The sequence below is a fragment of the Bradyrhizobium sp. CB2312 genome (assembly GCF_029714425.1).
Classification (GTDB): domain Bacteria; phylum Pseudomonadota; class Alphaproteobacteria; order Rhizobiales; family Xanthobacteraceae; genus Bradyrhizobium.
Map to the genome: position 1 here is coordinate 331,248 of NZ_CP121668.1, position 13,985 is coordinate 345,232.

Annotated in this window: 11 protein-coding genes; 2 read left to right on the top strand and 9 right to left on the bottom strand. The window is 65.5% G+C overall.

Annotated features, from left to right (window positions below):
• Position 1 precedes the first annotated feature (1 nt).
• From QA642_RS01600 to QA642_RS01635, 8 genes are all read right to left on the bottom strand, one after another.
• Positions 2–826, bottom strand: a complete 825-nt coding sequence (locus tag QA642_RS01600) for an FkbM family methyltransferase (protein WP_283083084.1) — start codon at positions 824–826, stop codon at positions 2–4.
• Between the two features lie 227 nt (positions 827–1,053).
• On the bottom strand, positions 1,054–3,009 hold the full coding sequence (locus QA642_RS01605) for an ABC transporter ATP-binding protein/permease (protein ID WP_283083085.1): 1,956 nt from the start codon (positions 3,007–3,009) through the stop codon (positions 1,054–1,056).
• Between the two features lie 53 nt (positions 3,010–3,062).
• Positions 3,063–5,201: a hybrid sensor histidine kinase/response regulator gene (locus tag QA642_RS01610; RefSeq protein ID WP_283083086.1), complete on the bottom strand. Its 2,139-nt coding sequence runs from the start codon at positions 5,199–5,201 to the stop codon at positions 3,063–3,065.
• Positions 5,202–5,391: 190 nt separating this feature from the next.
• A complete protein-coding gene (locus QA642_RS01615; RefSeq protein WP_283083087.1) occupies positions 5,392–6,174 on the bottom strand; it encodes a succinate dehydrogenase iron-sulfur subunit in 783 nt (260 codons plus the stop codon).
• A 102-nt stretch (positions 6,175–6,276) separates the two neighbouring features.
• Positions 6,277–8,112 carry a succinate dehydrogenase flavoprotein subunit gene (gene sdhA / locus QA642_RS01620; RefSeq protein WP_283083088.1) on the bottom strand — a complete coding sequence of 612 codons (1,836 nt, stop codon included), beginning with the start codon at positions 8,110–8,112 and terminating at the stop codon, positions 6,277–6,279.
• Positions 8,113–8,115: 3 nt separating this feature from the next.
• Complete coding sequence (gene sdhD, locus QA642_RS01625; RefSeq protein ID WP_027561806.1) at positions 8,116–8,520, bottom strand: succinate dehydrogenase, hydrophobic membrane anchor protein; 405 nt, start codon at positions 8,518–8,520, stop codon at positions 8,116–8,118.
• Positions 8,517–8,915, bottom strand: coding sequence for a succinate dehydrogenase, cytochrome b556 subunit (gene sdhC, locus QA642_RS01630; RefSeq protein WP_027561807.1), 399 nt, complete (start codon positions 8,913–8,915; stop codon positions 8,517–8,519). Before sdhC ends, sdhD begins: the two co-directional genes overlap by 4 nt.
• A 402-nt stretch (positions 8,916–9,317) precedes the next feature.
• Positions 9,318–10,223 (bottom strand): LysR family transcriptional regulator, encoded by a 906-nt coding sequence (locus tag QA642_RS01635; protein ID WP_283083089.1) that lies wholly within the window; start codon positions 10,221–10,223, stop codon positions 9,318–9,320.
• 221 nt (positions 10,224–10,444) lie between these two features.
• Between QA642_RS01635 and QA642_RS01640 the strand changes: the two genes are divergently transcribed.
• On the top strand, positions 10,445–11,302 hold the full coding sequence (locus tag QA642_RS01640; RefSeq protein WP_283083090.1) for a sulfite exporter TauE/SafE family protein: 858 nt from the start codon (positions 10,445–10,447) through the stop codon (positions 11,300–11,302).
• Between the two features lie 119 nt (positions 11,303–11,421).
• On the opposite strand, the gene QA642_RS01645 is transcribed toward QA642_RS01640, so the two are convergent.
• Positions 11,422–12,951, bottom strand: a complete 1,530-nt coding sequence (locus tag QA642_RS01645; protein WP_283083091.1) for a malonyl-CoA synthase — start codon at positions 12,949–12,951, stop codon at positions 11,422–11,424.
• Between the two features lie 95 nt (positions 12,952–13,046).
• On the opposite strand from QA642_RS01645, the gene QA642_RS01650 reads away from it, so the two are divergent.
• Positions 13,047–13,808 (top strand): SDR family oxidoreductase, encoded by a 762-nt coding sequence (locus tag QA642_RS01650; protein WP_283083092.1) that lies wholly within the window; start codon positions 13,047–13,049, stop codon positions 13,806–13,808.
• The last annotated feature ends 177 nt before the right edge of the window (positions 13,809–13,985 follow it).

Consider the following 13,985-nt stretch of genomic DNA (forward strand, 5'->3'; position numbering starts at 1 on the left):
GTCAGCGCGACAGGAAGGTATTGCTCCGCGTCTTGCGCACGATCGCAAAGCCGCGCGCGACCATGTCGGCAATACAATCCTGCTGCCATTCGTTTTGTGACAGATGCTCGATCACCACCGCGCGCGGCCACAGCGATTGCGGCGCGTCGCGGAAGAAGCCGATCAGAACACGGTCCTCAAAGCCCTCGACGTCGATCTTGAGCGAATCGACCTGCGCGACGCCGGCTTCCTCGAGAATGCGCGTGAGCCGCAGCGACGGCACCTTGATCGCCTCGGAGCTGGCGGCGCCCGTGACGACGTGCGTGGCGCCGAGATTGCCGCCGCCGCTCTCGATCATCAGTTCACCGTCGCTATCGCCGGCCGCGGCCTGCACCAGGCGCACCTGCGTTGCGCTCGATGCGGCATGGTTGAACGAGAGCCGTCCGAACGTCAGCGGATGCGGCTCGATCGCGACAACCTTGCCTGATGAGCCAACCTGCCGCGCCATGACCAAGGCAAAGGTGCCGACATTGGCGCCGACATCGACGAAGGTGCCGCCCGCTTGCGTGTGTTGGCGCAGGAAGTCGAGCTCGTCGAGATTGTAGTCGGGATTGAACAGCGCGCCGCGCTCGGTCGCGCTGCCCTGGTGATAGAGCCGGAACGAGGCGCCCTGGTACTGCACGTCGACCGGGCCGCCGCGCAACAGGTTCACCAGCCGCGACATCCACGGCCGGAACGCCCCGCGCTTCAGCCCCGACTGCTGCGTCAGGCGAATGATCGCGGCCTGCGCCGCATTCGGCGCAAACGCGCCGAACGGCGCGGTCGATGGGGCGGTGTTGGGCGTCAAGCAGGCGGTCCTCGTTGCAGGCGGCGCATGCATAGCCGGTTTTGGTGGAGGCCACAATTTCAGTGTCGTCCCGGGGCGCGAAGCGAACCCGGGACCCATAACCACAGGGAGGCGTGTGGCGCGAGACGCCCACTCCGAGTCTTCGCCAAACCTCTCCCTGTGGGTATGGATCCCGGATCTTCGCTCCGCTTCGCTGCGCTTGTCCGGGACGACAGAGAGAGCGAGCCTCACGCTGCTTTCTTCGGCGCCTTGCGCTGCCTCAGGAATCGCCCGAGCAGCCTGCGCTTGCCTTTGCGCGGGATCAAATCCACGTCGCTGACGAGTTTTGCGCCACCCTTGCGGCGCTCCAGCACGATCTTGCGGCTGTGGAAGGCTTCCAGCTCGACGCGATGCGCGACGCTGACGATGGTCGCCTTCGGCAGCTCGTCGGTGACCATTTTCATCATCTTGTCCTGGCTCTTCTCGTCGAGCGCCGAGGTCGCTTCATCGAGCACGACGATGTCGGGGTTGTGCAGCAAGAGCCGCGCGAAGGCGAGGCGCTGCTTCTCGCCGCCCGACAGCGTCTGATCCCACGGTCCCTCTTCCTCGATCTTCTCCTTGAGATGATCGAGGCCGACCTTGTGCAGGGCCTCGCCGATCTCCGCCTCGCTCCAGTTCTCGGCAGCACCTGGATAGGCGACAGCACGGCGCAAGCTACCCGACGGCACGTAGGGCCGCTGCGGCAGCATGAACAACCGCCGGTCGGCATGGAAATTGACGCTGCCGCCGCCCCAGGGCCACAGCCCGGCGATGGCGCGCACCAGCGTGCTCTTGCCGGTGCCGGATTCACCGGCCACGAGCAGGCGCTCGCCGGGCTCGATCACCACTTCGGTCTCGCCGACGACAGCCGTGCCGTCATCGAGCGTGACGGAGAGATCCTTCAGCTCCAGCATGGCGTCGTTATTGGTTTCACCGCGCTTGATGCGGCCGAAGCCGTCGCCCTGTTCGGCGCGTTCGAGACCGTCGAGCGACATCATCAGCGAGGCGATGCGGCGCGCGCAGGCATTCCAGTCGGCGAGCCGCGGATAATTGTCGACCAGCCAGCCGAACGCGCTCTGCACGATGGTGAAGGCGGAAGCCGCCTGCATCACCTGCCCGAGCGTCATGCTGCCGTCGAGGAATTTTGGCGCGCAGAGCAACAGCGGCACGACGGGAGCAACGAGGCTCGAACCCTGCGACACCAGCGTGGTGCGCATGTGCTGGCCTGCAAGCCGCGCCCATTGCCGCAGCACGCTGGTAAAATTGCGGTCGATGCCGTCGCGTTCTTCCTCCTCGCCGCCGAGCAGCGCGATGCTCTCGCCGTTCTCGCGCACGCGCGTGAGCGTGTAGCGAAAATCGGCTTCCGCCTGGTTCTTGTCCTCGGACACCTGCACGAAGCGCCGCCCGATCACCATGATCGAGCCCGAGGCGATCGCGGCGTAGAGGATCGCGGCGATCACGAGAAAGCCGGGTATGGTGATCGCCGAGCCGCCGAGCGTCACGGTGAGCGCGCCGCCGATGGTCCAGAGCACGACGATGAAGGTCGCGGCCGACAGCAGTGCCGAGGTCACGCCGGCGAGGAAGTCGACCGGCGAATCGGTCGCGATGCGCAGATCCTCGGCGATGCGGTATTCCGGATTCTCGTGGTCGCCGCCGACGAGATTGAGCTGATAGTAGCGGCCATTCTTGAGCCAGCGCGTCAGCACGCTTGCAGTCAGCCAGGCGCGCCAGCGTCGCTGGATGCCCATGCGCGCGAACACTTGCGCGACGCCGAGCACGATGCTGCCGATCGCGAGCGGGAAGAACACGGCGGTGAGATGAAACACGCTCGCCGCATCGCGCTTTTCGATGGCGTCGAAGATCGCGCGATTCCAGACATTGATGCCGTACTGGAAGCCGACGGTGAGGACGATCAGCACGACGAGGCCGATCGAGAACGGCCAGGCCAGCCGGTCGCCGTTGCGGCCCCAGAAGCCGCGCGCGCTGATCCAGAAGCGCGTCAGCAGATAATCCTTGCGGACCTGCTCGGCCTCCTCCGGCGACAGCTCGGGGTCGGGCTCGAGGAATTCGGGCGGTGGCGGGGCGACGTCATCGCCACTCTCGCCGGTGATCTCGACGATGGGCGGCTTGTCGCCCTGTTCGCGCTTTGCGGCCGGCTTCTGCATGCGCGGACAACGCAAAGGAAATCAACCGGTTCCCCTCGGTTCCGGAGTACCTGTCATTCCGCGGCGCCGTCGCGCACCCGGCGCAGCCGTGCAGCCCTGTAGAGAACCTGCGACAGCTCCTCGATCGAATAGGGCTTTTGCACGAGGTCGAAGCCGAGGCTGCGCTCCTGCGCGAGCGCCTCGCTGTAGCCGGTCGTCAGCACCACCGGCACGCCGATGCCACGGTCGCCGATTGCGTGCGCGAGGTCGAGCCCGGTCATCCCCGGCATCACCACGTCCGAGAACACCACGTCGAAACGGTCCGCATCGACGACGAGCTCGGCGAGCGCGTCGGTCGCGTTGTCGACCAGCGTGATGCTGTAGCCGAGCTCGGTGAGGCCGTCGGCGGCGAAATTGGCCAGCTCGATATTGTCCTCGACCACCAGCACCGACATGCCGCTGCCGGCCAATGCCGGCGCGGTATTCGGCGCCTGACGCTGCGGCAGCAGGTCCGCCGGCACGCGCGGCAGATAGAGCGAGAAGGTGCTGCCCTGGCCGACCTCGCTGATCACGGTCACCTCGCCGCCGGACTGCCGGGCGAAGCCGAACACCTGCGACAGGCCGAGGCCGGTGCCGTGGCCGACCTGCTTGGTGGTGAAGAACGGCTCGAAGATGCGGCCGAGCCGCGCGGCGGGAATGCCGATGCCGGTGTCGCTGACCGCGATGCTGACGAAGCCGTGGCTGCCGACAAGATGAGCCAGCGAGTCCGGCACGGTCGTCGCCGGCTGCACGGCGAAGGTGATCCTGCCCTTGCCCTGCATGGCGTCGCGCGCATTGGTCGCCATGTTGATCAGCGCGGTTTCGAACTGGCCGGCATCGGCATTGACGAGGCAGGGCTCGGCCGGCAGCCGGATCGCGATCTCGATCGCCGAGCCGAGCAGCGTGGCGAGCATGTCGTGCAGCGATCGAATCCGCGCGCCGACGTCGAACACTTCCGGCTTCAGGGTTTGCCGCCGCGCAAAGGCGAGCAGCTGCGAGGTCAGCTTGGCCGCGCGCGCGACCGCGTCCGCGATGGCAGTGACGTAGCGCTGCCGCCGTTCCTCGGTCAGCTGCGGCCGGTTCAACAGGTCGACCGAGGCGCGGATCACCGTCAGCAGATTGTTGAAGTCGTGCGCGACGCCGCCGGTGAGCTGCCCGAGCGCCTCCAGCCGCTGGCTGTGCTTGAGCGCCTCCTCGGCCTCACGCCGCGCGGCGGCCTCGGCCTGGAGATGCTGGGTGCGGCGGAATGCCAACGCCAGCAGCAGGAACAGCAGCGCGGTGGCGGGGACGCCGAACACCAGATGCTGGCCGATGGTGGCGTACCAACGCGCGCGAATCGCCGAGGTCTCGAGGCCCGCGCTGACATAGATCGGATATTCGGCGACGCGCCGGTAGCCGATGCGCCGCTCGATCCCGTCCGAGGCCCAGTCGATGGTCATGAGGCCGTGGTCCGGGTGAGCTGCGATCTTCTGGCCGACCGGCCCGGCTGGATCGAGCCGGAGATCGCGGTCGAGCCGCGGAAAATGCGCCAGCACCGTGCCGTCGGTGCGCCCGATCGCGAAGAAGCTGCCGGGGTCGGTGCCGATCCTGGCATAGAAGCTCTCGAAATATTCCGGCAGGACGGAAGCCTGGAGCACGCCGATGAAGCGGCCGTCGTCGGAGTCGCGGCGGCGGCTGACGCCGAAGAAGCGCGCGCCCTGATAGGGCGGACGCGGCGTCAGCGGCGTGCCAATGAAAGTGCCGATGCTATGGTCGACATGGGCGAGGAAATAGTCGCGGTCGGCAAACCTCTGCTCCGGCGGCGGCGAGACGAGGCTGTTGACCAGCGACCGTCCATCCGCATCGAAGATCCAGGCCGATTTCAGCTGCGGCAGCGAATCGGTCAGGCGCTTCAGGCGCTGATGCAGCGCCGGCTCGCGCGCGCGGATGGCATCGTCGGGAAGGCCGCGCACGACCTCGTTGATCTCGGCGAGGCTGCGGTCGATGGTCTCGAACACCTTGAGCGCGTGTTCATGGGCGACGTCGAGCGTGCGCTCGATCTCGCGGTCGGCGATGTCGTTGGTCGAGGTGTAGGAGATCCTGGAGGCGAAGACGAACAGCGCAATCGGGAGCGCCAGGGATGCAGCCATCATCCACTGCAATAGTCTCAGCGAGTTGCGTTGTGCGCCCTGCACGGTCGCTCCCGGTCCCTGGCCGGAGAGCTTACTTGAATTTCCCGCCGTGAAGGAAGCGGCTTATGAATGGAACCTTTGGTTGTGTTCCAAGGATTCGCGCGCGACGCGGGCCGTGGTAAATTCTACTCAAACTGACGTCGATCGTGGAATGCCCCGGCCGCGGCGGCCGGGGTCGTGGCATGATTGAGGCCTAGATCTGCCGCTCGACCATCTTGAGCTTGAGCTCGGCGATGGCCTCCGCCGGGTTCAGGCCCTTCGGGCAGGCCTTGGCGCAGTTCATGATGGTGTGGCAGCGGTAGAGGCGGAACGGGTCCTCGAGATTGTCGAGCCGCTCGCCGGTCGCCTCGTCGCGGGAGTCCGAGACCCAGCGGTTGGCCTGGAGCAGCGCAGCGGGCCCGAGATAGCGCTCGCTGTTCCACCAATAGCTCGGGCACGAGGTCGAGCAGCAGGCGCACAGGATGCACTCGTAGAGGCCGTCGAGCTTCTCGCGGTCCTCGTGGCTCTGGCGCCATTCCTTCTGCGGCGTCGGCGAGGTCGTCTTCAGCCACGGCTCGACCGAGGCATACTGCGCGTAGAAGTTGGTGAGGTCGGGGACGAGGTCCTTCACGACAGGCTGATGCGGCAGCGGATTGATCTTGACCGCGCCGTCCTTGACGTCGTGCATCGAGCGGGTGCAGGCCAACGTGTTCTGGCCGTCGATGTTCATGGCGCAGGAGCCGCAGACGCCTTCGCGGCAGGAGCGGCGGAAGGTCAGCGTCGGGTCGATGTGGTTCTTGATCCAGATCAGCCCGTCCAGCACCATCGGACCGCAATCATGGGTGTCGACGTAATAGGTGTCGACGCTCGGATTCTTGCCGTCATCGGGATTCCAGCGATAGACGCGGAACTCGCGCAGCTCGGTCGCGCCCGCGGGCTTCGGCCAGGTCTTGCCGCCGGTAATCTTGGAGTTCTTCGGAAGTGCGAATTCAACCATTAGTCCTGCCTCTGGTTTCTTTCGTCATGCGCGGGCTTGACCCGCGCATCCATCGTTGAAGGATGGATTGCCGGGTCGAGCCCGGCAATGACAAGCAGCAAATCAATACACGCGCGCCTTCGGCGGGATGTACTGCACGTCGTTGGTCATGGTGTAGTCGTGAACCGGGCGGTACTCGATCTTGACCTTGCCGGAATCGTCCAGCCAGGCCAGCGTGTGCTTCATCCAGTTCTTGTCGTCGCGCGCGGAGAAGTCCTCGCGGGCATGGGCGCCGCGGCTCTCGGTGCGGTTGGCGGCCGAGTTCATCGTCACCACCGCCTGCGAGATCAGATTGTCGAACTCCAGCGTCTCGACGAGGTCCGAATTCCACACCAGCGAGCGGTCGGACACGGCGATGTCGGTGATGCCGCTGTGGACCTTCTGGATCAGGTTCTGGCTTTCGCTCAGGACTTCGCCGGTGCGGAACACCGCGCAATTGTTCTGCATCACGTGCTGCATGCCTTCGCGCAGCTTCGCGGTCGGCGTGCCGCCGGAGGCGTAGCGATAATGGTCGAGGCGGCCGAGCGCGAGCTCGGCCGAGTTCGCCGGCAGCTCCGGCTGCTTGGCGTTGGGCGTGAGCTTCTCGGCGAGGCGCAGCGCCGCGGCGCGGCCGAACACCACCAGGTCGATCAGCGAGTTGGAGCCGAGGCGATTGGCGCCGTGCACGGAGACGCAGGCCGCTTCGCCGATCGCCATCAGGCCGGGGATCACCGCGTTATCGTCGCCGTCCTTCTTGGTCAGCACTTCGCCGTGATAGTTGGTGGGGATGCCGCCCATGTTGTAGTGCACCGTCGGCACGATCGGGATCGGCTCGCGCGTCACGTCGACATTGGCGAAGATCTTTGCGGATTCGGAGATGCCCGGCAGCCGCTCGGCGAGCACTGCAGGATCGAGATGGTCGAGATGAAGGAAGATGTGGTCCTTCTTCTTGCCGACGCCGCGGCCTTCGCGGATCTCGATGGTCATCGCGCGCGAGACGACGTCGCGCGAGGCGAGGTCCTTCGCCGACGGCGCATAGCGTTCCATGAAGCGCTCGCCTTCGGAGTTGACGAGATAGCCGCCTTCGCCGCGCGCGCCTTCGGTGACGAGACAGCCCGAGCCGTAGATGCCGGTCGGGTGGAACTGCACGAACTCCATGTCCTGCATCGGCAGGCCGGCGCGCAGCACCATGCCGCCGCCGTCGCCGGTGCAGGTGTGCGCCGAGGTGCACGAGGCGTAGGCGCGGCCGTAGCCGCCGGTCGCGAGGATCACAGTCTGGGCGCGGAAGCGGTGCAGCGTGCCGTCGTCGAGCTTGAGCGCGATGACGCCGCGGCAGGTGCCCTGGTCGTCCATGATCAGGTCGATGGCGAAGAATTCGATGAAGAACTCGGCCGCGTGGCGCAGCGACTGGCCATACATCGTGTGCAGCATGGCGTGGCCGGTGCGGTCGGCAGCGGCGCAGGTACGCTGCGCCTGACCCTTGCCGTAGTCCATGGTCATGCCGCCGAACGGACGCTGATAGATCTTGCCGTCCTCGGTGCGCGAGAACGGCACGCCCCAATGCTCGAGCTCGTAGACCGCGTCGGGCGCGTTGCGCACCATGTATTCGATCGCGTCCTGGTCGCCGAGCCAGTCCGACCCCTTCACGGTGTCGTACATGTGCCAGCGCCAGTCGTCCTTGTGCATGTTGCCGAGCGAGGCGGAGATGCCGCCCTGCGCCGCAACCGTGTGCGAGCGGGTCGGAAACACCTTGGTGATGCAGGCGGTGCGCAGACCGGCTTCGCTGCAGCCGACCACGGCGCGCAGGCCGGCGCCGCCGGCGCCGACCACGACGACGTCATAGGTGTGGTCTTCGATCGGATAGGCTTTGCCGTTGGTGGCGGGAGCGCCGTTGCCCTTGCCATTCGTCTCGTTGGCCATGGGTTACACTCCGGATGACAGTTGGAGAATCGCGTAGATCGAGGCGAGCGCGACCGCGATCGAGAAGAAATTGTTGAGCATGATCGCGGTGAGCTTCAGCTTCTCGTTGTGGACGTAGTCCTCGATCACGACCTGCATCCCGATCTTCATGTGCCAGGCGCTGGCGATGATGAAGAGCACCATGATGATGGCGACCGGGAGCGAGCCGAGGATCTGCTTGGCGCCAGCCTGGTTGCGGCCGAGCAGCATCATGATGATCACCAGCACCGGGATCATCAGCAGCGTCATCGCCACCGCCGTGAGGCGCTGGCGCCAGAAGTCGGACGTGCCGGAATGCGCCGCGCCGAGATTGCGGACGCGGCCGAGCGGGGTGCGCATGCTGCGCTTCGGCGTATCGGTCGCGCTCATCGTCCACCTCCGATCGCGTAGGCGATGATCCAGATCAGCACCGTCAGGGCGATGCCGCCGATCGCTGCGCCCCAGGTCAGCGCCTCGCGCTCATTGGCCTTGAAGCCATAGCCGAGGTCCCAGACGAAATGCCGGATGCCGCTGAGCATATGGTGCATCAGCGCCCAGGTGTAACCGAACACGATCAGCCGGCCGATGATGCTGCCGGTGAAGGCCTGGACATGGGCATAGGCGGCGGGGCCGGAGGCCGCCGCGATCAGCCACCAGGCCAACAGCAGGGTTCCGACGTAGAGGGCGATACCGGTGGCGCGGTGGACGATGGACAGGGCCATCGTCAGCGTCCAGCGGTAGACTTGCATGTGTGGTGAAAGCGGTCGTTCGATCCGTGCGGTCATGAGCTTTGATGTTTTATGGCGGCCCAACAGGGCGCGCGCGGGGATCGCGAGAGGTCGGCTCTATTTACGGAGTCGGTTTCGCCTGCGCAATCACCAAATCGCCATAAATCGAACCTGCGTTCAGCTCTAGACCCTTGATGAAACAAGGCCAATCAGGGTCTTGGTATACCAGAAGGTCGGTCCCCCAACGAAGAAGGGAATCTATATTCATCATTTCGAAAGTGCCGAGGCGCGTTGAAATTGCTATTGGAACACCTCTAAACGGACCATGCCGTCCAAACCGGGCAGAGATCGGCCAAAGGCGTCGCCAGCCTCATTCACCCGGGCGCCGACCTTCCCCCTCACCATTCGATTTGATCCGGTCCGGATATGCGCAACCTGCATTCCACCCCGCCGCGGAGATCAGCGGCTGAGCGGATCGCTTCCGCGCCACCGCTCGACCAGGAAATCGATGAAGGCGCGAATCTTCGTCGAGCCCAGTCGCGACGGCTGATACAGCGCGTTCAGCGGCGCCGGCGCAGGCTCGTGCTCGCGCAGCAGACGTCGCAGGCGTCCTTCCGCGAGTTGTTTTTCCACCTGCCATGACGGCACGCGGACGATGCCCGCGCCGTTCTCGGCGGCGGCGGCGAGCGCATCGAGGCTGTTGACCCAGAGTCGTCCCGAGATGCGGATTCGCGTTCCGCCGTTCGCCTCGCGGCCGAATCGCCAGGTTGCGGCGCCCGGCGCGTCCGAAAACACCAGGCAATCATGCTGCGCCAGATCGGCAGGCGTATGCGGCTCGCCGCGGCGTGCGAGGTAATCGGGCGAGGCGCAGTGAATCATCTGCACTTCCGCCAGCTTTCGCATCACCAATTGCGAATCCGGCATGCGCCCGACGCGAAGCGCCAGGTGAACGTCCTCCTCGATCAAATCGACATTGCGATCGACCAGCAGCAAGTCCACCGAGAGCGACGGATAGGTGCGCAGGAAATCGCCGAGCAGCGGTGCGATCAGCAGGCGCCCCATCAATGTGGGCGCGCTCACGTTCAGCCGTCCGGACGGCTCGCGGCGATTTCCGGCCAGGCCCTCTTCGATCTCCTTGAGCTCGCCCAGGATCGATTTGGCGCGCTCGTAGAGCATGCGTCCATCCTCCGTGAGCGCGAGCTGCCGCGTCGTCCGCATCAGCAGGCGCGTGCCGAAGTGGCGCTCGAGCGCGGAAATCTGCCGGCTCACCGATGTCAGAGAGCTCGGCAACGATCGCGCCGCCGCCGACAGACTGCCGTGGTCCACGGCCCGCACAAAGGTCGCCATCGCCGCAATCTGGTCCATGGCCATCCTTCCGCATATCGCAAGAGAGTATATCGACTGTCAGAAATAGCGCCGAAAAACGGAAGGGTCTACGTTGCGGTGGCTCCAAGCAGTCCGGGACTTCCCATGCCCACCCATGTCAGCCTGACGTCCATCCCCCACCGGCGCACCGCGCCCGCCCTCGCCGCCGCAGCAGCCGTCTGCGTCGCGCATTCGCGAGAGCTGCCGACGGATCGCCGCCGGTGAGTGGCCTCGAGGTTTTCGACGTCGTCGAGCTCGCGCTGCTGTTGATCGCAACCGGCGCGCTCTCGGGATTCCTGGCCGGCGTGTTCGGCATCGGCGGCGGCGCGATTCTCGTGCCGGTGTTCTACGAGTGCTTTCGCATTGCCGGCGTTCCGCTGGAGGTGCGCATGCCGCTCTGCATCGGCACCTCGCTGGCCGTGATCATCCCAACGTCGATCCGTTCGTTCCAGGCGCATTACAAGCGCGGTGCGGTCGACATGTCGATCCTGCGGGTGTGGTCGCTGCCGATCGTGATCGGCGTTGTCGCCGGCAGCGTGATCGCGCGCTATGCGCCGGAAAAACTGTTCAAGATCGTGTTCGTCTGCGTCGCCTGGTCGGCGGCCGCGCGTCTCATCTTCGCGCGCGAAGGCTGGAAGTTCGGCGATGATCTGCCGAAGGGCCCGCTGATGCGCGTCTACGGCTTCTGCGTCGGCATCCTCTCGACGCTGATGGGCATCGGCGGCGGCCTGTTCTCGAATCTCTTGATGACCTTCTATGGCCGTCCGATCCATCAGGCCGTCGCGACCTCGTCGGCGCTCGCCGTGCTGATCTCGATCCCCGGCGCGCTCGGCTACATCTACGCCGGCTGGCCCGCGGCGGCGACGTATCCGAGCGTAGCGGCGCTGCAGATTCCCTTCGCGCTCGGCTACGTCTCGCTGATCGGCGCCGTGCTGGTGATGCCGATGAGTCTCGTCACCGCGCCGCTCGGCGTGAGAGCCGCACATGCGATGTCGAAGCGGACGCTGGAGGCTGCGTTCGGGTGCTACCTGTTTGTCGTCGGCAGCCGGTTTGTGATGAGCCTGGTGGGCGGGCAGTAGCCGCCCCGCACTCCGTCATTGCGAGCGAAGCGAAGCAATCCAGACTGTCTCCGCGGAAAGATTCTGGATTGCTTCGTCGCAAGAGCTCCTCGCAATGACGAGGCGAGAGAGCCGTCCCCTCATTTCTTCGCGTAAATATCCTTGTACGTATCGCGCAGCACGTTCTTCTGCACCTTGCCCATCGTATTGCGCGGCAGCTCGTCGACGACGAAGACGCGCTTGGGCATCTTGAATTTGGCGAGCCGCCCGTCGAGCGCCTTCAGCACGGCGGCTTCGGTGATATCGGCGCCCTTGTTGCAGACCAGCACCGCGGTGACGCCTTCGCCGAAATCCGCATGCGGCACGCCGATCACGGCGGACTCGATCACGCCGGGCATGGCGTCGATCTCGCTCTCGATCTCCTTGGGGTAGACGTTGAAGCCGCCGGAGATGACGAGATCCTTGCCGCGGCCGAGGATGTGGACGTAGCCGTTGTCGTCGATCTTGCCGAGGTCGCCGGTGATGAAGAAGCCGTCGGGCCGGAACTCCGACTTGGTCTTCTCGGGCATGCGCCAGTAGCCCTTGAACACGTTCGGACCCTTGACCTCGATCATGCCGATCTCCTCGCGCGGCAGCTCCTTGCCGGTCTCGGGCTCGGTCACGCGCACGGAGACGCCGGGGAGGGGAAAGCCGACCGCGCCGGGCACGCGCTCGCCGTCATACGGGTTCGACGTGTTCATGTTGGTCTCGGTCATGCCGTAGCGCTCGAGCACCGCATGGCCGGTGCGCGCCGACCATTCACGATGGGTCTCGGCCAGCAGCGGCGCGGAGCCCGAGATGAACAGGCGCATATGCTTGGTGGTTTCGCGCGACAGCGCGGGATTTTGCAGCAGTCGCGTATAGAAGGTCGGCACGCCCATCAGCGCCGTGGCCCGCGCCATCAGCTTGATGATGAGGTCCGGATCGAGCTTCGGCAGGAAGATCATCGAGGCGCGGGCGAACAGCGTCACGTTGGTCGCCACGAACAGGCCGTGCGTGTGGTAGATCGGCAGCGCGTGGATCAGCACGTCCTTGTCGGTGAAGCGCCAGTAGCCGACCAGCGAGAGCGAGTTCGACGCGAGGTTATCGTGCGTCAGCATCGCGCCCTTGGAGCGGCCGGTGGTGCCGGAGGTGTAGAGGATCGCGGCGAGATCGTCGCCGGCCCGCGTCACCGTCGCAAAATCGCTGCTGGCTTTGTCGGCGGCGTCCGTCAGCGAGCCCTTGCCGTCAGCTCCAAGCGTCTCGACCCTGGCCTTCACCTTGGCGGCGATCGGGGCAAGACCCTCGGCCTTGGAGGGATCGCAGACCACCAGTGACGGCTCGGCATCGCCGATGAAGTAATCGAGCTCGTTCAGCGTGTAGGCGGTATTGAGCGGCAGATAGACCGCGCCGGCCCTGACAGTGCCGAGATACAGCACGATGTTGGCGACGGATTTCTCCACCTGCACCGCGACGCGGTCGCCGGGCTTCACGCCGCGCGCGACCAGCACATTCGCCATCTGCCCGGCCCGCGCGATCAGATCGCCATAGCTGATATGGCCACCGTCCTGCGTCTCGATCGCGAGGCGTTTGGGGTCGTCGAGGCCGTCGAACAGGCGGGAAAACAGGTTGGCGTTGGCTGCTTGGTTCATGCAAGATTTCCTCGACCGCAAGACTGACAAGGCCGGTCAAAACCGAGGGCTGGATTAGCAAAAACCGCCCCATTGAAGCAACGGAGACAGTTTGCATGACCAAAAACGGGAAACGCGTGGCCTGGGTCACGGGCGGCGGCAGCGGGATCGGGGAGGCCGGCGCCGAGGCGCTGGCGGCCGACGGCTGGACCGTCGTGGTTTCGGGCCGCCGCCAGTCAGCCCTGGATACCGTGGTTGCGAAGATCACCAAGGCCGGCGGCGCGGCCGAGGCCATCGCGCTGGACGTGGCTAACGCGGACCAGGCCCAGAAGGCGGCCGATCAGATCGTCGCGAAGCACGGCCGGATCGACCTGCTCGTCAACAATGCCGGCATCAATGTCCCCAAGCGCAGTTGGAAGGACATGGAACTGGAGGGCTGGGACAAGCTGGTCCAGGTCAATCTCAACGGCGTGCTCTATTGCATGCGCGCGGTGCTGCCGACCATGCGCAAGCAGCAGGACGGCTCGATCATCAACGTCTCATCCTGGGCCGGCCGCCACGTCTCCAAGATGCCGGGCCCGGCCTACACCACGACAAAACACGCGGTGCTGGCCTTGACCCATTCCTTCAACATGGACGAGTGCATCAACGGCCTGCGCGCCTGCTGCCTGATGCCGGGCGAGGTGGCGACACCAATCCTGAAGCTGCGCCCGGTGGTGCCGAGCGAGGAGGAGCAGGCGAAGATGCTGCAGTCCGAGGATCTCGGCCGCACCATCGCGTTCATTGCCTCGATGCCGCCGCGCGTCTGCATCAACGAGCTGCTGATCAGCCCGACGCATAATCGCGGATTCATCCAGACGCCGCAGAGCAGGGATTGAGGCGGGCAGACTGCTGCAACGGGCACACTGCCTTAACGGCACTGTCTGCTCGGCTCGCGCGCATCGCACGGGCACGCCGCCCCATAGTTTCACCCATCACAAAGAATTTTTCCTCGAAACCGCATCTCAGGCCGTCCCGTAGTTCGGCCAACGACGGCGCTGCTGCTTCACCTCGAG